A 20,451-nucleotide genomic window follows, 5' to 3' on the forward strand; every position below is an offset into this window, starting at 1 on the left:
ATGTTTAATGCCATTCATCACGTCGCGATCATTTGCAGCGACTACCCAAGGTCAAAACGCTTTTACACTGAAGTGTTGGGATTGAAAGTCATTGCTGAAAACTATCGTGAAGCCAGAGACTCCTACAAGCTTGACCTCGCTTTACCTGACGGTAGCCAAGTGGAACTGTTTAGCTTTCCGAGCGCACCAGAGAGACCGAGCTTTCCTGAAGCACAAGGGCTGCGACATCTCGCGTTTTTGGTTGATGATGTTGAACAGGTGAAAGCCTACCTAGAATCGAATGACGTTGAAGTTGAGCCAATTCGTATTGACGAATTCACAGGCAAAGCATTTACCTTCTTCCAAGATCCAGATGGCTTGCCACTGGAGATTTACCAGAAATAAAAAGAGCCAGCACGTCGCTGGCTCTTTTACTATTCCATTCTTTGTCTGTTACTAATTCAACGCTGTTTTCAGCTTCTCAATGCGGTTGAACAACAGCCAATCCAGTGCGAGAACCGTAACAATCGCTAAACCGCCCATCGGAAACGCCAGACACAATATCACCAACGTTACTAAACCAAGTTTCCAAATGCCGTCTTGCTGAAACTTAGGTGGCGCGCCCAATACGGCACTGCGACTTGGTCTACGAATCCACCACATCACCACACCTGTGATTGAGATTAAGATGAACGCCAAACAGAACGCTACGTTGAGTACTTTGTTAAGCACACTGACATCACCTTGATGCAGTGACACACCTGCCGCCATGAACTTGGCAAATAGGCTGTAATCTTGCCACGTTACATCCACCAGCAAACGACCGGAATATTGGTCAAAGTGGCTGGTGCGATCTTGTCTTGGGTCGGAGATATCGCCACCCATGGAGTTAGCTGCAACAGTGTAAACGCCCGTCTCAGAGCGTGGCAAAAACAGCTTATAGCCAGTGAAGCCCATCATTTCAGCTTTGAGGACAATATCATCAATGGAGAGCGCATCATGGTTGCCTGCGTATGCCATATCTTCCTTCATATTGGCATGATCATGAGCGGGTTTGTCTTTCGATTCAGGCACAGCAGCAAGCTCTAAGTTCCATGGCATCTCTTCTGATGCACCATGATTCAGGTCTTTGTGTGTCAGTGTCGACTCTGGTTTCTCACCCCATGTGTAATAGGTTGGGAAGGTATTCCAAGCTTGCACCATTTTCGCGCCCCATATCCCAGCCCAAGACAGACCTGAAATCAAAAAGAACAACAGAACAATTGATAGCACACCACCTAAATTCGCATGCAGATCTCGCATCAAAATACGAGTTCCACTGCCAAAACGAATTTTCAAAAAGCCAGCACGGCTTGCGTTGTCTCTTGGTAACCACAGGTACAAACCAGACACCAACAGTAAAATGCCTAAACTGGCGGCGATTTCAATTAAACGGTCGCCTAAGTCTCCGATGAGCAACGTACCGTGAATGCTGTTCATCAGTTCATAGATGCTATCACCACGATTAATGGTGCCTTGTACGTCTCCTGTATAAGGATTTACTGCAACAATCAGTGAGCTGCCTTCTTGGTTTTGAATCGAGAAGCGGTTGGCAATATCGGCCGTTTTAGCAGGTACAAATTGAGTGACATTAAAATCGGGGTAGGCCTGCTTTACGGTTTCTAATTGTACAGAGACGGGAACCATTTGCTCTTGTGGTGAAACTTGTAATGTCGCTTCGTATCGAGCCAATTCGATTTCGTCATCAAACAACATCACCAACCCCGTGAGGGAAAGCATGAGCATAAATGGAATGACGAACAAACCTGCGTAAAAGTGCCATCGCCACGTCATAAAGTAGATGGATTTTAAGCGTGAGGCTTCCTTGAGTTGAGGCTTTGCCGAGTTTCTCAACATGTGTATTTTCCTTTTTTCATTGTTGAACACCCAAATTCAGTCAAACGCATCCTGCACATACACATTCGTATGCGGCGCTAATTGACTTAGATTTGGGAGTACCACTGCTCGAAGTGGCAGTGTTGTTGGCTATATACCCAAGTGACTTCAAGATGCTGGATTCAGAGCGTTGTCATTGATTCGAGTGCAAAGAAAACAACGCTGTGTAATAGACAACTCTTTCCAAGTTGTTTGAAGCAGCAATCGGAGCAATGACACGCTCCCGAAGGGCGAGTTGTCTTGGCTTGTATACTTTGTTGTCGATATCTTGATTTAGACCCACTAGACCTTTAAATCGCCACCGCGTCTACAAACCAAGTCATTCTCGCTAAACCAAGCATCTCGAGGTTACTTGGGTATCGTGTAATTGTTTTCGTTATGAGAAAAGGGAAACCGGCGGCGCTCTAGGAACTGGTGTTTCAAATCGCACACTTAGAGCCAAATAAGCGTAGCTGTCAGAAGTCACCAAGCTCTGTCTTGAAAGTATCGGTGTCGTTGGAAGTGTATCGTGATGAAAAGTCGAGAAGTGGCTAAACGGACAAGGCTTGCCTTTGTGGCTGACCGAATTGTCGCCCTCTTCTATTTGGACCAACTCAAATCCGTTCAGCGTACATAGCGTCGCCCACACGCCCATGCTGTTACCATGAGCATTGATAACAGGCATCAGCGTCACTAGCACCCAACTGAGAGCACTAGCAAATAACATCGATCGGTAAAAAGGAATTAATCTACGCATAACGGTGACTTAACAAATTTCACACAGCGTAACCAATTTTGAGTGATAGCTCAAAAAACAGGATCAATAACTGGTTGCTACCTCACAGGTTTTCTTGAATGCATCGATTGACAGGCGCAAAAAAGCCCGCCGAAATGGCAGGCTGATAATGTGTTCATTCATTACTTAGAGATAACGCGTAACCCACTGCCACGAGCAAATGCTCCGCTCAGTAGATAATTAGCCGAACAACTTGCTCCAAATGCTTGGATTGCGCTTGTCGTGGTACTCTTCACGAAGACTATCGATTTCACGCAGTTGAGCTTTTGCTTCTTGTAGCTTGCCCGCATCAAGATCCGCTTCAATCTTATCTAGCGTTACCGTCAGTTTGTTAAAGCCTTCTAAGTAAGTATCAAACTTCTCTGGTGGGTAATTACCACGCTTAGATTGTTCAACAATCGCTTGCAAGCTATCAATCGCAGATTTCATGGTTTCGACATCAGATGCTTCTGCCGCCTGTTTGAATTCCATCTTCATCTGTTTCATGTTTTGTTTTAAATCAACCGCTTCTGCCATTGCGTATGTTGAGCCAAACGCAATCGCACACCCTAGGACTAAAGGACGTAACATTTTTCACTTCTCCATTTATAGTGCCGAATTCTGTGTCGGCTTTATTCACCCAAATAACCTACGCCATAAGAGGCGAAAAACTAGCTTAGTTGAGTATTTCCGGGTCGCAGTGTAAAGCAATCTGGCGTCGGGTGCATACCTTAAATGTAATCAAGTTTATGCGTTGAGAATGCTATCATATTCTGCAATTGGTTTACGGCCTCTCAAAGCTAAGAAAGACAAAAACTGCTGAGCGGTGTGAGTAATCACTTTCTTGCTATCAATACCCACTTTGTCCATTAACTCTCCAACCAAATCCAGATTACCAACATCGTGACAGAAATGCGCGTCACTGCCCGTGGTGAAGAAAACACCGAGATCTTTCCCGATTTGTGCAATCTCGTGGCAACGGTCTACGCTGCCTACTCGGCTGTTGCCTTTCAGCGTGGTGTTATTAATTTCAATCGCGACATTGTGCTCTTTCGCGCACGCTAAAACGGTCTGAAAATCAAAGTCGAAATTTGGATTACCAAGATGACCGAGCGCATCAATACGACCACTCTGAATGACATTAACAAGTGCTTCCGTGTGAGTTTGCTTGTTTGCAGGACGAAAAACGGGTTCATGAAAACTCGCGATCACCCAATCTAAGTTGCGGTCCACACTCAGTGGAATATCAATGTCGCCTTCGGTATTCATAATGTTAGATTCAACGCCACGAATAATCGCAACGCCTTCAAGAAAGCGAGGCAGAATTTTCTGGTTCGAGAAGAACCAGTAATGAGGCGCACCCGGCATTGATTCTGCGTGATCGGTCGTGCAGAACATATCCAGCCCGTTCTCTTTTGCCAACTTTGCATTTTCAATCAAGGTACTGTACGCGTGACCACTTGCGTACGTATGTGTATGGGTATCAACTTTAAATTCCATCATCCACTCTCTTAGGTGCGCTATCTTGCGTGCTATTGTATACCTTCAGGCAACGCATCGTCAGCCCAAGATAAGCAAGAACCCTAAGCTTGCTCTTCACTAATGGCTTTTATCAAGGGTAAAGCTTTTTCCCATCCGTGATTAAACATGGAAACAAAGTCGTTGTGAGTATGAATGGTAACATTGAGTAGTAAACGATCGTTGTTGGTATCGATCTGGTAGATCTCTCGCGATCCGATCCACCTAGATGCTAGGTCAGCATCGAGTTGTTGACGATTATCCGGATTAAAAATGGCAACATGATGAAATTCAAGTTTTTGAAGCGGTAGCACCGTATCTATGATCGCCCTTGTCCCGCCCATATCTGGATCAAAAAAAGTGATGCCACCTCCTTCTTCCCAAGCTCCTTCAAATTGAGACTGCGGTGAAAAGGCTTGTGCCCAACGTTTATACAACTCAACATCGGTTAGCACTTCCCACACTCGTTGCGGTGTCGCCGAAATTTCGACGTAATAATTTAGCGTAAGCATGATTTCTCTCCCTGAACCTTTCTTGACGCTAGCCCATACTCAGGAAAAATCAAACCACACGACCAATTTATCTACCTGCCCCCTTCATTTTCCGACAGACTAAGAAGTTCTCGCTTGTAAACCGCCACTGCGATGCGCCGTAAAACGAACCCAACATGTGTTCAGTATGATTGCGAGCACTATTAAACTCATCCCAACAATTTGACTTTGACTCATTCGGTCTTCAAAAAACAGGCTCTGCCAAACCGCAGTGAACAATAAGTTAGTAAAAATGAGTGGCGAAAGTTGAGAGCCACTGCTTGCCAGTTTATATGCTTTGGAGCGAAAAACTTGGGTGTTAATGATCATCAGAGACATCATACCGATCCACAGCGTATTTGAAGAAATCTCAGGCGCCATAACACTCATATTAAGTAACGCGTCGAAGTCATTAAACAAAGCTAGCGGCAACAGAAATACGGCAGCAAAACCAAACGCCCAAAAGTTGATTTCTAGCGGCGACATATTTGTTTTACTCACTTTATATAACGTAAGCTGAGAACCAGAATTGAAGAGTCCACCAGCCAAGCCGAGCAATAAATCCGCTCGCCATGTGATCTCACTTCCACCGCCCGCCAACATAACCACACCAGTGAACGCCATTGCTAAAGCCGCCAATGTTGAAACACGAATGCGCCCCCTCATGAACAGCTTTTCAACCAAGGGAATAAATAATGGGCCAGTAGCAAACAAAACGACCCCCTCAACGAGCGTTAACGTTTGTAATGACGCGATAAAGCAAAGTTGTGACAAACCGATACAAAGAGCACGCAATAAAATAGGCTTTAGCGTGCCCGCTTTAGGAAAGGTAAGGTTTTTCACACGAAGTAAGATAAGCAAGATAAGCGCAGGCACCAAAAAACGTAAGAAGCTAAATAGTGTGACGGAAAGTTCGCCTGACAACTGCTTTGCTAACAGTCCAGTAACAGATAAGCTTAACGTAGACATTAACATGAAAAGGATAGATTTATTTACAGCATTCATTCAATACTCCTTAATATATGGAGCATTTTAAAAGACATCACTTATAGTAAATAGCGAGTAATATTAACCATTGATGTAAGAAAAACTTACAGTTTAACTTATCTATCACCAGCTACGGTTTTTAAATTATGCGGAAACTAGTCCCCTTAAAGTCCATCTACGCATTTGTTGCAGTAGCTGAGTCTGGCAGCATGACAGAAGCAGCACAGATATTAAGTGTGAGTCACTCAGCCGTAAGTCAGGCAATTAAATCGCTGGAGAGTCAAGTAAACAAGCCTCTGTTTGATCGCATAGGCAGACAAGTTCAACTCAATGCGGACGGTAAGAAGTATTACAGAAAGGTGGCACCCGCTTTAGAGCAAATTGTCGATGCAACGGAAGCACTCATCCAAGATCAGAACTTGCAGCGTGTTACGCTCAATATGGTGAATTCATTGGCTCTTCACTGGTGGATTCCTCGAATGTCAGATTTACAAGGGTTTGCTCCTCAATTAGACGTTCGTTTATCAAACCTGTCTGGCAGATTCAATTTAGAACAAGAAGGTATCGACGCGGCCTTGGTGCATGGAAATCCCGAAGAATGGCAGGATTACTACTGCGAAAAGCTCAGTGAAGATGAACTGGTTTTGGTGTGCAGTCCTGAATTGATAGCGAAGACAAAGGACTCAAACATCACTCAACTCTTAAAGCAGTATCCCATCATTGAAGTTACTAACGAGCGAAGAAAAAACGACTGGAACGTGTGGCAGGACGCGACGGGTATCCAGCGACCTAAAAATAAAAAACCAATCACTTTTAACATGTCGATACAAGCCGTCCAGGCCACAACTCGTCGTTTGGGGTTATTGGTCACTCATCGCTTGTTTGTGAAGGATGACATCAAATATGGTCAGCTAATCGAGCTGGGTGAACCCGTCATTAATCCTCATCAACAGCTTTACTTTGTATGCCCGCCACACAAGCTAAAGCTTGAATCGTTTCATCTGTTGCGATCTTGGCTACAACAATCATTCAACTATTAGAAACTTTTGTTAAGCACATTCACTGAAAAACTAGTATAAAGTTAGAAGAGCACTTTTCATCCAAGGATGGTTTATGAAGCAGTATCAAATATGGCTAAGCGCACTCTGTTTTGCAGTATCTTTGAGTGCGACCGCAGAAGCAGAAAATGATAACCGCCTTTCAGAACAAGGGATCTCCACGGCAATTATTGGGGGGCAGCAGGCTACCCAAAACCAACTTCCTTTTTTTGCACGTCTTATTCTACATAAAACTGGCGCTAATCAGTTTGCCAATATTTGTGGGGGAACCATTGTAAACGACCGCTTCATTTTAACTGCGGCTCACTGCGTAGAACCAAGCGTTTTCACTGACGGGTGGACAATCAACGATCTACGAGTGCTAGTCAAAAACCCTACGATGAATGACGTGTTTGTTGAAGAATTCAAAGATGTTCGCTCTATTGCGATTCATCCTGATTATGTGCCTAGCGATTTATGGATTAATGACATCGCTGTCCTTGAATTGACTCGCCCTATTACCGATAACGTTCAATCCATCACTTTACCGCAAGACTTTGGAGACTACAGCAGCAAGACGGTTTATCAGATATTCGGTTTAGGTCAGACCTCGACTAGTGATGAAAACGGGCCAAACTATTTACGCTGGGCAGAAGTAAAACCCCTTACCGACAGCCAATGCGCTTCACTGGTAACAGGGTTTAATGCTCAGGAAAGTTTGTGTGCGAATGGATTTCCTGAGCGAAGCTACACTGGTATCTGCCGCGGTGACTCAGGCGGTCCCCTCACTTATCAAGACAATAATGGCATGTATCAGCAAATCGGTATTGTGAGCTATGGTTCTTCTGTTTGTGAATCTGCTGCGATTCCGAGTGTGTTTACTGAGGTTCTAAATTATACAACGTGGATTGAAGCCCAAACCAGTTCGGGAGTGAAAACTCGTTATAACGCCCTCTTAGCAAGTACAGAAGATTATCATAGTGAAGGCGATTCCGGCTTTGAACCAGAAGATACTAACACGTCGGGCTTTGACGATAACGGCAGCGGCGGCGGCGGTGCTCTCGGATCAGGGTTGATCATGCTTGGAGGCTGGTTTGGTTGGCTAAGACACCGCAGAAATGATTCGCGCTCCTAGTTGCGTCAACAAGACATCATAATATCTTGCGCTTAACGCGAGAGTTAATGATGTCTTCAATCATCTTTTGCTCTTTTTTCGCTTTTTCATAGTTCTGCTTAGTACGCCAACGTTCAAGCACTTTTTCTAACCCTTGAACGCGTGCGTGCTTGTGTTCTAGTGTTTTCTGTACAGATGCACATTCCGCTTGCATAACGGCTTGCTCTTGCTCGTGGTGACGAAGCATTCTTTGTAGCATTTGGTCAACACGATTAAAGTTCATCAAAGCCGCGCTCGTCAGCGTCGGGCCGGTTCGGGTTGATTGTCCAGCGTGGCCTTTCAACGCCGATAACTGTTCCAATTGCATTGAAAGATGGGAGTGACGCTGACGCATGGCATCAAGTTGTTGACCCACACGATCACGCTGTTTTTCTTCCATTTGCTGTAACTTGCCTACGGCTTTTAACTTGGATTTCATTTCAGCCTTGTCACTCCCATTTGATTAAGCACTTTGAAAAAGCTGCGCGAGCTCGGTCAAACTGGTTGGGTAATCTACAGACTCATTGGCAGCTTGTTGTAGATATGCACGCAAGTTTGGATACATAGCAACAGATTGATCTAACTCAGGATCTTGTCCTGGTTGATAACCCCCTAATGGCAGTAACTCTTTAACCTGAAGGTAGTTGGAGTACATTTGACGGAAGTTATTCGCAATCGTGCTGTGTGCGTCCTGCGTACAAGTATTCATACAACGGCTAATAGACGCGTTGATATCTATCGCGGGATAATGCCCTTGCTCAGCCAGTTGACGCGATAAAACGACATGCCCATCTAAGATGGCGCGCGCGGAATCCACAACAGGATCTTGTTGGTCGTCTCCTTCTGCCAATACGGTGTAAATTGCCGTTAAGCTACCATGTTGATTTTCACTGTTACCCGCTCGCTCTAGGAGTTGAGGTAACACGCTGAAGACTGAGGGCGGATAACCACGAGAAGCTGGAGGCTCTCCGAGCGAAAGAGCGATTTCGCGCTGTGCCATGGCGTATCGGGTTAGAGAGTCCATCAGAAGTAGAACGTCTTTGCCTTGGTCTCGGAAATACTCTGAAACGCGATGACAAAGTAGTGTCGCTCTTAACCTCATTAGCGGGGATTCATCAGCAGGAGCCGCGATAATAATCGCTTTCTTGCGCGCTTCTGGGGTTAAGTTTCTCTCGATGAACTCACGTACTTCTCTGCCTCGCTCACCGATAAGCCCGACCACAATTACATCGGCCTCCGTGTTTTTGGTGATCATCCCCATTAACACACTTTTACCGACGCCACTGCCAGCCATCAAACCAATACGTTGGCCTTTGCCTACCGTCAATAGTCCATTAATCGCTCGCACGCCTACGTTGAGTGGTGTATCAACTGGGCGTCGCTTCAGTGGGTTAATCGGTTTTGGTTCAAGTGAAACTCGCTCTCCCCCCTTAAGCGGAGCCCCGTCATCTAACGGCTCACCTAAACCATTCAGTACGCGTCCTAACCACTGAGAGCTTAGCTGCACGGTACTGTCACCATCAAGAGGGATGACTTTTGCACCTGCAAACAGACCACCTAAACGGCGGATAGGCATGAGGTAAGCAATAGTGTGTTCAAAGCCCACAACTTGCGCTTCGATCATATCGCCTTCCGCGGTTTCTACGAGACAACGCTGCTCAAGCTTAAACCGACACCCTACGGCTTGTAACATTAAGCCGTTTACTTTTATCAATCGCCCTGTTACGCGAGCAACAGGGATTGAATCGAGCGAAGCCAAGGCTTCGCTCAAACGCTCACTTAATAGTTCATGGCTTAGGGTATTACTCATGCTCAGACTCTACCTGTGGAATACTGACTTCATCCAAAAGGTGTTGCTTTACATTGTCCATACAGGCTTCCAGGCGAGAGTCGCAGCTCGCATCCGCTTCTGCGTCATCAGTCACTAGCTGGCAACCACCAATAGGAAGCTCTGTATTAGGGACCAGTTTCCAAGATTGCGGCAGATCAGCATTGATGTGAGTAATGCGCTCTAAATCTTGCGGATTTAAATGCACAGTTACTGTTTCCGCTTTACCAGGCATGGCAGACAATGTCTCGTCCACCAAAGCTAGGATCTGCTGAGGCATTAAAGTGAGCTCGGCACGAATCACTTGCTGAGCTACCTTTTGTACCAGTTCACAAATCATATGGCGTTGTTGCTGCTCTTTTTCATCCTGCCAACGAGAAAGGGCGTGAAAAAGTTCATTGACAGGCTTCGCCGCCTCCAAAAAGCCTTGCTTTCCAGACTGCTCACCGGAAACAAAGCCTTTTTGGAAACCTTCTTTTTGGCCTTCCAACAGACCTTGTTGCTTGCCCTGTTCGATACCTTGGCGTAAGCCTTCTTCATGTCCTTGTTGCAAACCTTGTTGAAAACCTTCTTCAAGTTGCTGTTGGATATCTATTTGAGGTTCTTGCCAGCCTTGGTTATCTAGCCCGAATTCGTCTTCGATAGTCTTAGGTTGCGCTAAAGGCGGAAAACGGTGTAAACGATACCCGCTCGGAGGCAATCGCATAGTACTTGATTTTGTCTCTAGCATGACCTTACTCCACCGTTGGCTCTTCATAGAGAAGCAGCTGAACTTCACCAGATTCATCCAGCTCACGTACCATTTGCATGATGTCTTGACGTGCTTTTTGAACTCGACTTAACGCAACAGCGCCGCGTGCGTCCATGTCATCTTCTAGCGCTTTTACCATACGTTGCGGCATTGAACGCTTAATAGCTTGTTGTAAGGTAATATCGGAACCTTTTAGCGCAACTGCCCACAACTCTAGCGGGATTTGCTGCACCAACATGTCCATAGTTTCTTCGCGTTGTCGGCCAAGAACCATAAAGTCGAACATGTTTTCTTCGATTGCATTAACAACATCTTCATCATGCAACTTCAGCATTTCCATCAATGAACCACGGTCACCTTCAAAGCGGTTAATGATATCTGCTGCTTGCTTAACACCTGATAACGGCGTGCTTTGACTTGCGGATACTTTTTCGATGCAACGCTCAACGAGTTCATGCAAATCAACGGCAACTTGATGATCGATATCTTGCAATTGAGCAATACGGAACAAGATTTCGTCATGGTAATCTTGTGGCAAGTGCTTCAATACCGCTGAAGAGCTGTCTGCTGGCAAATACGCTAGAAAAATTGCTTGCATTTGTGGGTGCTCGTTCACAATGAAACGAGCGAGAGTTTCTGCTTCCACCCACTGTAAGCGCTGCATATTGTTGCGAATTTCATCGCCATATAAGGTATTTAATAACCCTTTTGCCAAATCGTTACCCAATGCTTTACGCAATGTATTAGATAGGTATTCCTTAGAAGCTCCTCGAATACCGCTGTGCTCACGGAAATCTTCAAAGAAAGTTTGAATAACACCACGAGCAGAATCGCTCTTAATGCCATTTAACTTCGCCATTGCACGAGTCACACGCTGGGTTTCATCACGGCTAAAGTGTTGCAAAACCTTCGCTGCGGCATCCTCGCCCATGCCTAATAGCACGAGCGCGGTTTGTTCAACATAACTAAGCGTCTGCTTTGATAGAACTGTGTTCATTGATGTTTACCCATTGTTTCAGTATTTCGGCTACGCGCTCTGGCTCTTCATTAGCAATAAGCTGTAGGTGTTTCAATTGAATTTCTAATGGCGAACCTGCTGGTGGTAGCATGTCGCTGTTTACATCTAAACCTGAAGAGGCTGAGATGCCTTTTTCTGATAGGCGGCGATCAAGTACTTCTTCATGCTCGCGCTCTTCACGCGTTTGCAAGTTTTCGTAGTCAGGTTCTTCCTGAGGCTCAGCAAAATTTAGCTCAGGCACAGGTTTATCAACGCCAGTTAGGTGCATGATTAATGGACGCAGTACGAAGAAGATCATCGCCAAGCCTAACAAGCCACCAATAACGTAGCGTATTGGCTGCTGTACTGTAGGGTCTTGCCACCACGGCAGTGCAGGAGGAGCATCAATTTCGATTGGGGTGAAGTTGAAACTCATTAAACTTAAGCTGTCACCTCGTGTGGCAGAGATACCAACAGCATCCATGATCATGTTTGAGATTTGCTCTTTATCGGCTTCACTCCACGCCACACCATCTGGCGAAGCTTTGGAGTTCAACAGAACCGAGACACTAAGCTTTTCTATTTGGCCTTGTTGGTATTGAGTACGACGAACACTACTACCTACAGCATATTGACGATTCACTTCAGATCGCGCATTCGTGTTTTGGCTATCGTTCGTTTCCACTTCACCAGATCCTGTCACTGGCGGTTGGTTACTTAGAGAACCAGGAACACCCAATGCAATTTGATCAACCGAGTTGTTATGAATGGTGTGCTCATTACGCACAACCGGCGCGTTATCCAAAATTTCTTGTGTTTCTTCAACTTGGCTAAAGTCCAGATCGGCAGCGACTTGTACGCGGAAGTTACTCGGCCCCACAATCGGCGTAAGCATATCTGCTGCGCGTTGGATGATCTGTTTTTCAACACTCTTCTGGTATTCAAGATATTTCGCGTTTACTTTGCCGGCTTCCGCAGAAGCGACATCCGCACTAAGAAGACGGCCATACTGGTCAATGACAGAAACAAATTCTGGCTTCATTGCCGTGACACTACCGACCACTAGGTTAATGATCGCTTCAACTTGTTCAGGCTTTAAGTCTTCACCAGGTTTGAGCTCAAGCATGACAGATGCTGAAGGATTCTCACTGTTTTGGCGGACGAATAGAGTTTGACGAGGTATTGCTAAATGAACACGCGCGTTCGCTACTGAGTTCAAAGACATGATAGTACGTACTAACTCACCTTCTAAACCATGACGATAACGCGCCGTTTCCATAAATTGGCTCGTACCAAGAGAGCTATCTTCCTTGAGCGAATCCAAACCTGTCGGCAGCTTAGCTTTAACACCTTTTGATGCAAGCAACATGCGTACCTTCGCAACCTCACCTTCAGGTACAAGAACTTGTCCATTTTGCTCTTGCATGCGGTAGCTTACGCCTTCGCTTTCTAATACCGACACAATTTCGCCGATATCAAAACGCTCTTGTTGGCTATAAAGCGGACGAAAGCTCTGCGAGGAACTCCATAGTGCAACCACAATAATCGCTGCAACAATCGCAGCTAACACCGCAGATAGCACTAAGTTTCTCTGACTGCTAGACCAGATTTGCTTCAGCTTCGTTGTCACATCGTCCATGCCGTTGGCAGTAGAAAATGTCTGTGCTGTGCCGGTAGCCATAGCTGTGTTTCCGGCGACTTGGGGGGTTAGTTCTGACATGAATTACACCGGCATCTTCATAATATCTTCAAATGAGGTCACGACTTTGTTGCGCACTTGCATCAAAGCATTAAAGGACAAGCTGGCTTTTTGGCTCGCGACCATTGCACCAACTAGGTCATCACTTTTTCCTGTTTCTACGGCCGTCATTTTTTGACTAGCCACTGATTGATGTTGATTCACTGTATCCAACACATTTGTCATCGCTTGTGAGAACGATAAAGGTGCGTTTAGTGATTGTTGATCTAAAGGATTTGCACTCACGATAAACTCTGGCGGCTGCACTTGTGCCTGCATCGCCTGCATTTTTGACAACATAAGTTGCTCTGCCGAGACCGCATGAGTAGGTTGACTTGCCATCTATTTTTTCTCCTATTAGGCAGCCGAGCCTAGTGCCGACTGTAAATCAATACCATGTTCTCGCATTGCTGCGAGCTTGTAGCGTAGCGCTCGAGTAGAGACTCCAAGCGCGTTTGCGGTTTTCGTTCGGTTTCCACCAAACTGACGTAACTTTTCCAAAATAAACTGATATTCAGCTTGCTTCTTCGCTTCTACATGACCAAAGTTTGAAGTTGGCTCTGCTGTAGGAACTGACGCGACAAGCTCAATAGGCAGCATCAGGTCATGGGCTGTAATGTAATCACCATGACGCATGACCAAAGCGCGTTGAATGACATTTTCCAACTCACGAATATTGCCCGGCCAGTGATACTGACTCAGCGCACTAATCGCATCTTGGGATAGGTGACAGCGGCTGCTATCTTGATACTTTTCAATAAAGAATTGGCTAATCGGTAGAATGTCCTCTTTTCTTTCACGCAAAGGCGGCCAGTGCAGAGGCAGCACATCTAATCGATAATAAAGATCTTCACGGAACGTGCCTTTTTGAACTTCCTCACGTAAGTCTTTGTTGGTTGCCGCAATAACACGAATATCGAGCTGAACGGCTTTATGGCTACCAACACGTTCTACTTCACGCTCTTGAAGGACGCGCAACAATTTCGCTTGAACCGCAGGTGACATTTCACCAATCTCGTCAAGCAGAATCGTCCCGCCATTTGCTTCTTCAAACTTACCGCTTTGAGAATTTGTCGCTCCGGTGAACGCGCCTTTTACATGACCGAATAGCACAGCCTCTAACATTGACTCTGGAATGGCGGCACAGTTAACCGCCACAAATGGACCATTGATACGCGGAGAGTGCTCATGCACATATCGCGCCAGCACTTCTTTACCCGTTCCCGATTCACCTGTAATAAGCACACTCGCGTTAGTACATGCTGCACGATGCGCCAATTGCAGAACTTGTTTGCTTCTCCAAGACTCCGCAACAATGTTGGCCATTGGCTTACCTAACGCTTCAACACGTTTAAGCAGATTAACCAACTGATTAGATTCAAATGGGCGTAATAGATAATCAGTAGCGCCCGCTTTCATCGTCTCAGCAGCCAAGATGCCTTGTTCTTGGTCGACAATCGCAATAACAACACCCGAATTTCGCTGCTTTTGGTGACACGCGACAAACTCACGAACACACATATCCGGCAGCGTAGAGCTCACTAAAGTGATTTCTGCTCGCTCTTCAAGCAAAGCGCCTCGACCAGTACGAGTGTGTTTCGCGGTGTAACCTGCATTTTGCAACACATCCAATACTGGTTGAGCAAGAGCTTCATTTGGCTCAACCAACAAAATTTTCGTTTTCGTCATCATTGAACCTTAACTTTCGTTTGTTGATTTTGTGATTGTAGATCTGGGTAGTGTTTCGTAGCCGTATACTCGTTGTCCCTCACTAAACGCAGGGTGACACGTCGGTTTTTTGCTTGGCCATTAACCGAGTTATTGCTGGCAATTGGGTAACGCGAACCATGAGCTCGTGTTTCGATCATCGACTCGTCGACCCCAAGCTCAATCAAAGCGTTGGTGACTTGCTCTGCTCGAGTACGTGACACAGAAAGGTTCGTTAAACTTGAACCAACGTTATCGGTGTGACCGTCGATGAGGATTTTGGTCACTCGATCATCCACAGATACATAGCTATACAGCGCTTCTAGTGTTGCTTTCTGTCCACGACTTAACGTCTTCTGACCAAACTCAAATGAGAGCGCCATATCCCTTGCCTCTGAAAAAGACAATTTAGGCAATCGCGCGCGACACGCATTAAATGATTTCAATGCGTTTTGAATTTGAAGAGTAGGAATCACAATCTCTGAAACAGAGGAAGCATTACTTCCTTTAAGTGACAGCGTCACCCAACTACCCGAAGCAATTGAATCCATGAATTCTTCAGCGCCTTTATTAAAGATGAAACGCTGAGACGGCTTAGTAAATTCAAGGGAGCCAAATTCTTTTCTATAAAGCTCATCACTCCAAGGAGCATTTTGAGTTGTTAAAGCAATCGTTTTCCATTTATTGTTTTCATATTCTATATCGGAAATAAAATAGAATTTATTATTAGGTTCCGCTAGGAAATAAAACTTCCCATAGTCATTATTTGATTGCAACAAGTTGCATTTGAATTTATTTCCCTCATATGTCCATTTAGAGAGGTCCATAGGGATTGTTAAGACTTCTTCTGAATATGACACTTTTGAAAAAATAAAACTGATAACAATAATTGTGTTACAAATTATCAAACGGACATGATTCATGTATATCTTACATTCCCATGACTTAAACCGTTTAATTAAATATGCCACCAAGCCGAGAGAACTGGCATAGCTAATCATTTTAATTACCTATTCTGAATATTAAAATTGTTTACAAAACGCTCAAGAGAGCACGCTTAGCCTCCGTCGGAAGCTTTAAGCATAAAAAACAGTATCTTATAGTTTATTTATTTGAAGTTGTTGTTACGCCATAAAGGCAATTTAAAAAATCTATAACAACTAAAACGCTCAACATTGTTATTTTATTTATTAAGCGATTTATAAAGAAAACTAACTCTTTTTAAATTTCATTAAAAGATTATGACTATATGAACAAAGCAACATGTGAACTAAAGTCACAATCTTAGAGTTTGGAGCTAAAAGATCATTAAAATTTCTGTGTAGACTACACGCCATTAAGTTAAAACACTTTCGATTGTTAACGCACGGTAAAATATAAATGGAAAATAGAGTTAGCGAGCCTATTTCTGATAGTCAACTACTTGATGTAGAATTATTAGGCAAACCTATTCATATCATTCGTGAGAAGCTCGATAATTTAATTTCAGAATCTTGCTCAAACCTTACGACTGAATTACAAAATTGGCTCAGCACAGGAAAAGTGGAAGCTAGCTTAACCTCAGTAGACTTGCACCGCTTTACATCGGTTGAGATGGACAAAGAGCAAACGTCGACCTATCAACATCAGGAAGGCGGCATGGTATTCATCCATGGTAACCCTCACACGCTAATAAAGTTGGCTGATAGATTTTATGGTGCAAGTGCAGAGCGCTCAGCCGCTACTCTGACGGCCAGTGACTTACGTTTACAAGAGCGCATCAGTCGAATCATCATCGGTTGGCTTGCTCCTGGTGAAATGTGGGACACGGGTGAGTATGAGACCCCTAGAGGAATTGGCATTAACGTTCAATTAAACATTGCGTTTGACGATCATCAAGGCTCAATTCATCTCAAGCTAGATAGTCATCTTATTCAAACGCTGATCGAGCAGCTTGAACTGCAACCTGATACCGATTTGTTTCAACCTTTCTGTCGTTCTTTAGAGACGACCCCCGTTCGACTGAACGTTGTTCTAAGTAAAAAGAAGATGCCTTTAAGTGATGTGGTTGGCTTACAACCCAACGATATTTTACCTATTGAGCTTCTTAACACGGTTCCAGTAAGCATTGGCAACCAATCTCTATTTACAGGTCGTATTGCCGAGCAAGACGGCCAACTTGTTTTGATCTTTAACCCTGATAAGGAACCGCAGCGATGAGCGAAGCGCTAGAAACTAATGCATTCGACGCAGAAGAACTGAACTTTGATGATTTTCAATTAGAAGACTTTGAAGCCGAAGATACGCTCCAACAAGAACCAGCCACTGCGGAACGTGACCTTAGCTTTTTCAAAAGCATTCCTGTCACAGTCACGCTGGAAGTTGCGAGTAAGGAGATCCCACTTGGGGACTTAATGAAAGCGGGTGAAGGCACGGTTATCGAGTTGGAAAAGCTCAATGGCGAGCCTTTAGACGTGAAAGTAAACGGTTCTCTTATGGGCCACGCTGAAGTTGTCGTTGTCAATGATAAGTATGGACTTCGTCTGATCGATGTACATGACTCTGCATTGAGTGGCGTTGGTCAATAATCTTAGGTAGGCATCACAATGAAAAATCTGAGCGCTTGGCACCGTTGGTTACCTCTTTTGGTATTGGTGTCACTTTTGTTTGCTTTCCCAACAATGGCGGCTGACAACGGCTTAACTATCTTGTCCGTTTCTGATGGCGACACACAACAAGAATACAGCGTTAAACTGCAAATTCTGTTGTTGATGACGGCGCTCAGTTTTCTTCCAGCATTTATTTTGATGGCGACGAGCTTTACTCGAATTGTCGTTGTCCTTGCGATTTTGCGCCAAGCTCTTGGTCTTCAACAAAGCCCACCTAACAGAGTGTTGGTCGGGATCGCTCTCGCATTGACGTTACTGATTATGCGCCCTGTCTGGAGCGATATTTATGAAAATGCGTTTCAGCCATACGACAACGGCGAAATCACGCTAATACAGGCTTTTTCTGTTGCAGAGAAACCAGTGAGAGAGTTCATGTTGGCACAGACGCACCAAAGCTCTCTTGAACAAATGTTACGTATTGCCAATGAGCCTCTCGACCAAAACGTTGAGGATATTTCATTTGCCGTTGTCTTGCCTGCATTTGTCATTAGTGAACTGAAAACCGCCTTCCAAATTGGTTTTATGCTTTTCATCCCGTTTTTGGTCATCGACTTGGTTGTCGCCAGTGTCCTGATGGCAATGGGTATGATGATGCTATCACCTTTGATTGTCTCACTTCCCTTTAAGTTGGTGGTATTTGTACTCGTGGATGGTTGGGCAATGACAGTTGGCACCTTATCTGCCAGCTTCGGTTAACTAGGAGCAGTTATGACCCCAGAACTAACCGTAACGTTATTTTCCGATGCAGTATGGCTGATCATTTTGATGGTTGCCGTATTGGTTGTTCCAGGCTTAATTGTCGGTTTGTGTATCGCCGTATTTCAGGCTGCCACACAAATCAACGAGCAAACACTCAGCTTTTTGCCACGTTTGCTCGTTACCTTATTAATGGTGATTTTTGCAGGTCACTGGATGCTCCGTAAGATCATGGAACTGTTTGATTTCTTGTTCCACAACATACCAGGGATGATTGGCTAATGGCCATCACATTTGCAGAGCTCTCGGCGATACTCGGTCAACTCTGGTGGCCGTTTTTTCGTGTGGGAGCCGTATTTATTTCAATGCCTTTCTTTGGTGATGCAATTATTCCTGTTTGGGTTCGTACTTTACTGGCCCTCTCGATCGTTGTCATTACTGGACCGTTAATGCCACCCATGCCACAAGTCGAATTATTCTCTATGACTTCCCTGTTCCTTGCTTTTGAGCAAGCTATTTGGGGGGTAATGTTTGGGTTAATTTTGCACATGCTCTTTAACGTTTTCACCATGCTTGGTCAGGTGATTTCTCTGCAAATGGGCTTAGGTATGGCGATGATGAATGATCCTATTAACGGGCTTTCTGTCGCCATTTTGGGACGCATATTTCTGATTTTCTCAACCTTGTTGTTTCTTGCGCTAGAAGGACACTTACTCGTCATAGATATCGTGATTCAAAGCTTTGTTGTTTGGCCAGTCGGATCTGGTATCACATCGCTTTCTCTGCAAGGTGTTGTCAATATTTTCGGTTGGATGTTTGCCTCTTCACTAGCTTTGGCTTTGCCCGCTATTGTTTCCATGCTTCTAGCCAACATCAGTTTTGGTGTAATGAACCGAGCCGCACCATCACTTAATGTCTATGCGTTAGGTTTTCCTATGACGATGCTGCTGGGTCTATTCAGCGTATTAATCTCAGTTTCTGGTGTTCCTGGTCGCTACACGGCGCTCGTTCACGACACCATTAGACATTTGAGTAACTTTATGTTGGGGGGAGCATGAGCGATCAATCTTCTCAAGACAAAACTGAAAAAGCCTCACCGCAGAAGGTAAAGAAAGCCCGCCAGGAAGGACAAATTCCTCGCGCGAAAGAGTTTACTACTGCGGTGATATTTCTAGCGGTGGCGCTCTACTTTTACTCTCAGCTTAATAGTATTTGGGAAAGCATGTCGGGTATCTTTCGCTACAACATGATGCTGACGCGAGCCGACCTAGAAAATCCTAAACAACTTGTCGAGCAATTGGGACGAAGTTTAGCGGTCATCATCGACATGCTATTACCATTGTTTACCGTCATTATTATCGTGACCTGTGGTAGTAGCCTTGTGCTAGGCGGCTGGATGTTCCGTCCCGCGAACGTGATGCCAAAGCTGAGCAAAATTAATCCTTTGAGCGGGATAAAGCGCATTTTTTCGACCCGCTCAGTGGTTGAGCTCTTAAAGTCGACGTTCAAAGTAGCCGTCATCTTCGGCATCTTATATGGCTACTTAGACAACCACTTACAGCCATTACTTGGCATGCAAAATCTCCCACTCAGCCAAGGTTTTTCTCTAGTAATGTCAATTCTGTTTGAAGGCTTACTCTTAATGGGCTTCGCCTTGTTGTTATTTGGGGTTATCGACATTCCTTATCAGCGTTGGGAACACCTAAAAGAACTCCGCATGACGAAACAAGAATTGAAAGAGGAATTTAAAAATAATGAAGGTCGTCCGGAAGTAAAACAACGTATTCGTCAAATACAGCAACAGTTTGCGCGCCGTAAGATCGATAAAATGGTGCCGACGGCTGACGTGATCATCACAAACCCAACGCACTACGCAGTCGCACTGAAATACGAGCCTTCGCTCTCTGACGCGCCCTTTGTCGTCGCAAAAGGCGTAGACGAAACTGCTATGCACATTCAACGTATCGCCCGAGAAAACAAAGTGGAAATCATTAACTCCCCGCCACTTACCCGTTCGATTTATCACACGACGGCGATTGAACAAGCAATCCCAAGCCAACTGTACATCGCAGTGGCACATATTCTTACTTACGTTTTGCAATTGAAAGCCTTTCGTAAAGGTGAGGGAAAAGAGCCAATTCCTTTACCTCATTTTTCGATTCCAAAACATTTGCAGCACTGATTAACCCGCGT

General features: G+C 44.9%; 23 protein-coding genes. 9 read left to right on the plus strand and 14 right to left on the minus strand.

Going from position 1 to position 20,451, the window contains the following annotated elements; translation table 11 throughout:
* Positions 1 to 384 carry a VOC family protein gene (locus R7Q38_RS09880; RefSeq protein ID WP_054824245.1) on the plus strand — a complete coding sequence of 128 codons (384 nt, stop codon included), beginning with the start codon at positions 1 to 3 and terminating at the stop codon, positions 382 to 384.
* A 51-nt stretch (positions 385 to 435) separates the two neighbouring features.
* On the opposite strand, the gene R7Q38_RS09885 is transcribed toward R7Q38_RS09880, so the two are convergent.
* The 6 genes from R7Q38_RS09885 to R7Q38_RS09910 all read right to left on the minus strand — a co-directional run bounded on the left by R7Q38_RS09885 (position 436) and on the right by R7Q38_RS09910 (position 5,721).
* A complete protein-coding gene (locus tag R7Q38_RS09885; protein WP_239939115.1) occupies positions 436 to 1,875 on the minus strand; it encodes a PepSY-associated TM helix domain-containing protein in 1,440 nt (479 codons plus the stop codon).
* Positions 1,876 to 2,290: 415 nt separating this feature from the next.
* The gene (locus R7Q38_RS09890) at positions 2,291 to 2,650 is read right to left on the minus strand and encodes a hypothetical protein (protein ID WP_080276971.1); all 360 of its coding nucleotides are present in this window, start codon (positions 2,648 to 2,650) and stop codon (positions 2,291 to 2,293) included.
* A gap of 219 nt (positions 2,651 to 2,869) precedes the next feature.
* Positions 2,870 to 3,259, minus strand: coding sequence for a cytochrome b562 (locus tag R7Q38_RS09895; RefSeq protein WP_021035869.1), 390 nt, complete (start codon positions 3,257 to 3,259; stop codon positions 2,870 to 2,872).
* A 156-nt stretch (positions 3,260 to 3,415) separates the two neighbouring features.
* Positions 3,416 to 4,168 (minus strand): phosphatase, encoded by a 753-nt coding sequence (locus R7Q38_RS09900; RefSeq protein ID WP_005375066.1) that lies wholly within the window; start codon positions 4,166 to 4,168, stop codon positions 3,416 to 3,418.
* A gap of 83 nt (positions 4,169 to 4,251) precedes the next feature.
* Positions 4,252 to 4,698, minus strand: a complete 447-nt coding sequence (locus R7Q38_RS09905; RefSeq protein ID WP_005375065.1) for an SRPBCC family protein — start codon at positions 4,696 to 4,698, stop codon at positions 4,252 to 4,254.
* A gap of 99 nt (positions 4,699 to 4,797) precedes the next feature.
* The gene (locus R7Q38_RS09910; protein ID WP_239939116.1) at positions 4,798 to 5,721 is read right to left on the minus strand and encodes a DMT family transporter; all 924 of its coding nucleotides are present in this window, start codon (positions 5,719 to 5,721) and stop codon (positions 4,798 to 4,800) included.
* A 128-nt stretch (positions 5,722 to 5,849) separates the two neighbouring features.
* Between R7Q38_RS09910 and R7Q38_RS09915 the strand changes: the two genes are divergently transcribed.
* On the plus strand, positions 5,850 to 6,743 hold the full coding sequence (locus R7Q38_RS09915; protein WP_053307935.1) for a LysR substrate-binding domain-containing protein: 894 nt from the start codon (positions 5,850 to 5,852) through the stop codon (positions 6,741 to 6,743).
* A 73-nt stretch (positions 6,744 to 6,816) separates the two neighbouring features.
* Positions 6,817 to 7,875, plus strand: coding sequence for a S1 family peptidase (locus R7Q38_RS09920; protein ID WP_213873784.1), 1,059 nt, complete (start codon positions 6,817 to 6,819; stop codon positions 7,873 to 7,875).
* Between the two features lie 16 nt (positions 7,876 to 7,891).
* Here R7Q38_RS09920 and fliJ read toward each other — a convergent pair whose 3' ends face one another.
* Genes fliJ through R7Q38_RS09960 form a run of 8 tightly spaced genes read right to left on the minus strand, consistent with a single transcriptional unit; the run spans position 7,892 to position 15,915 of the window.
* Entirely contained in the window at positions 7,892 to 8,332 is a 441-nt protein-coding gene (gene fliJ, locus R7Q38_RS09925) for a flagellar export protein FliJ (RefSeq protein WP_005384016.1), read from the minus strand.
* Between the two features lie 24 nt (positions 8,333 to 8,356).
* Positions 8,357 to 9,703: a flagellar protein export ATPase FliI gene (fliI, locus tag R7Q38_RS09930; protein ID WP_053350026.1), complete on the minus strand. Its 1,347-nt coding sequence runs from the start codon at positions 9,701 to 9,703 to the stop codon at positions 8,357 to 8,359.
* Positions 9,696 to 10,451, minus strand: coding sequence for a flagellar assembly protein FliH (fliH, locus tag R7Q38_RS09935; RefSeq protein ID WP_005375050.1), 756 nt, complete (start codon positions 10,449 to 10,451; stop codon positions 9,696 to 9,698). Before fliH ends, fliI begins: the two co-directional genes overlap by 8 nt.
* A 4-nt stretch (positions 10,452 to 10,455) precedes the next feature.
* Positions 10,456 to 11,469: a flagellar motor switch protein FliG gene (locus tag R7Q38_RS09940; protein WP_005375048.1), complete on the minus strand. Its 1,014-nt coding sequence runs from the start codon at positions 11,467 to 11,469 to the stop codon at positions 10,456 to 10,458.
* Positions 11,438 to 13,189: a flagellar basal-body MS-ring/collar protein FliF gene (fliF, locus tag R7Q38_RS09945; RefSeq protein ID WP_005384024.1), complete on the minus strand. Its 1,752-nt coding sequence runs from the start codon at positions 13,187 to 13,189 to the stop codon at positions 11,438 to 11,440. The genes R7Q38_RS09940 and fliF overlap by 32 nt, the downstream gene beginning before the upstream one ends.
* Positions 13,190 to 13,192: 3 nt before the next feature.
* The gene (fliE, locus tag R7Q38_RS09950; protein ID WP_005375045.1) at positions 13,193 to 13,549 is read right to left on the minus strand and encodes a flagellar hook-basal body complex protein FliE; all 357 of its coding nucleotides are present in this window, start codon (positions 13,547 to 13,549) and stop codon (positions 13,193 to 13,195) included.
* Between the two features lie 15 nt (positions 13,550 to 13,564).
* Complete coding sequence (locus R7Q38_RS09955; RefSeq protein ID WP_047102378.1) at positions 13,565 to 14,896, minus strand: sigma-54 interaction domain-containing protein; 1,332 nt, start codon at positions 14,894 to 14,896, stop codon at positions 13,565 to 13,567.
* Complete coding sequence (locus tag R7Q38_RS09960; RefSeq protein ID WP_318114207.1) at positions 14,896 to 15,915, minus strand: OmpA family protein; 1,020 nt, start codon at positions 15,913 to 15,915, stop codon at positions 14,896 to 14,898. The genes R7Q38_RS09955 and R7Q38_RS09960 overlap by 1 nt, the downstream gene beginning before the upstream one ends.
* 379 nt (positions 15,916 to 16,294) lie before the next feature.
* Here R7Q38_RS09960 and R7Q38_RS09965 point away from each other — a divergent pair, with 379 nt between their 5' ends.
* The 6 genes from R7Q38_RS09965 to flhB are packed head-to-tail and all read left to right on the plus strand — an operon-like array spanning position 16,295 to position 20,440.
* Positions 16,295 to 17,113 (plus strand): FliM/FliN family flagellar motor switch protein, encoded by an 819-nt coding sequence (locus R7Q38_RS09965; protein WP_138939445.1) that lies wholly within the window; start codon positions 16,295 to 16,297, stop codon positions 17,111 to 17,113.
* Positions 17,110 to 17,481, plus strand: a complete 372-nt coding sequence (gene fliN / locus R7Q38_RS09970; RefSeq protein ID WP_005375038.1) for a flagellar motor switch protein FliN — start codon at positions 17,110 to 17,112, stop codon at positions 17,479 to 17,481. The genes R7Q38_RS09965 and fliN overlap by 4 nt, the downstream gene beginning before the upstream one ends.
* Positions 17,482 to 17,499: 18 nt before the next feature.
* Complete coding sequence (fliP, locus tag R7Q38_RS09975) at positions 17,500 to 18,258, plus strand: flagellar type III secretion system pore protein FliP (RefSeq protein ID WP_005375037.1); 759 nt, start codon at positions 17,500 to 17,502, stop codon at positions 18,256 to 18,258.
* A gap of 12 nt (positions 18,259 to 18,270) precedes the next feature.
* Positions 18,271 to 18,540 carry a flagellar biosynthesis protein FliQ gene (fliQ, locus tag R7Q38_RS09980; RefSeq protein ID WP_005375036.1) on the plus strand — a complete coding sequence of 90 codons (270 nt, stop codon included), beginning with the start codon at positions 18,271 to 18,273 and terminating at the stop codon, positions 18,538 to 18,540.
* Positions 18,540 to 19,316 carry a flagellar biosynthetic protein FliR gene (gene fliR / locus R7Q38_RS09985; protein WP_005375027.1) on the plus strand — a complete coding sequence of 259 codons (777 nt, stop codon included), beginning with the start codon at positions 18,540 to 18,542 and terminating at the stop codon, positions 19,314 to 19,316. The genes fliQ and fliR overlap by 1 nt, the downstream gene beginning before the upstream one ends.
* Positions 19,313 to 20,440 carry a flagellar biosynthesis protein FlhB gene (gene flhB, locus R7Q38_RS09990; protein ID WP_239939046.1) on the plus strand — a complete coding sequence of 376 codons (1,128 nt, stop codon included), beginning with the start codon at positions 19,313 to 19,315 and terminating at the stop codon, positions 20,438 to 20,440. The genes fliR and flhB overlap by 4 nt, the downstream gene beginning before the upstream one ends.
* The last annotated feature ends 11 nt before the right edge of the window (positions 20,441 to 20,451 follow it).

It is taken from the genome of Vibrio sp. Vb0598 (assembly GCF_033338935.1).
Taxonomy (GTDB): Bacteria; Pseudomonadota; Gammaproteobacteria; order Enterobacterales; family Vibrionaceae; genus Vibrio; species Vibrio alginolyticus.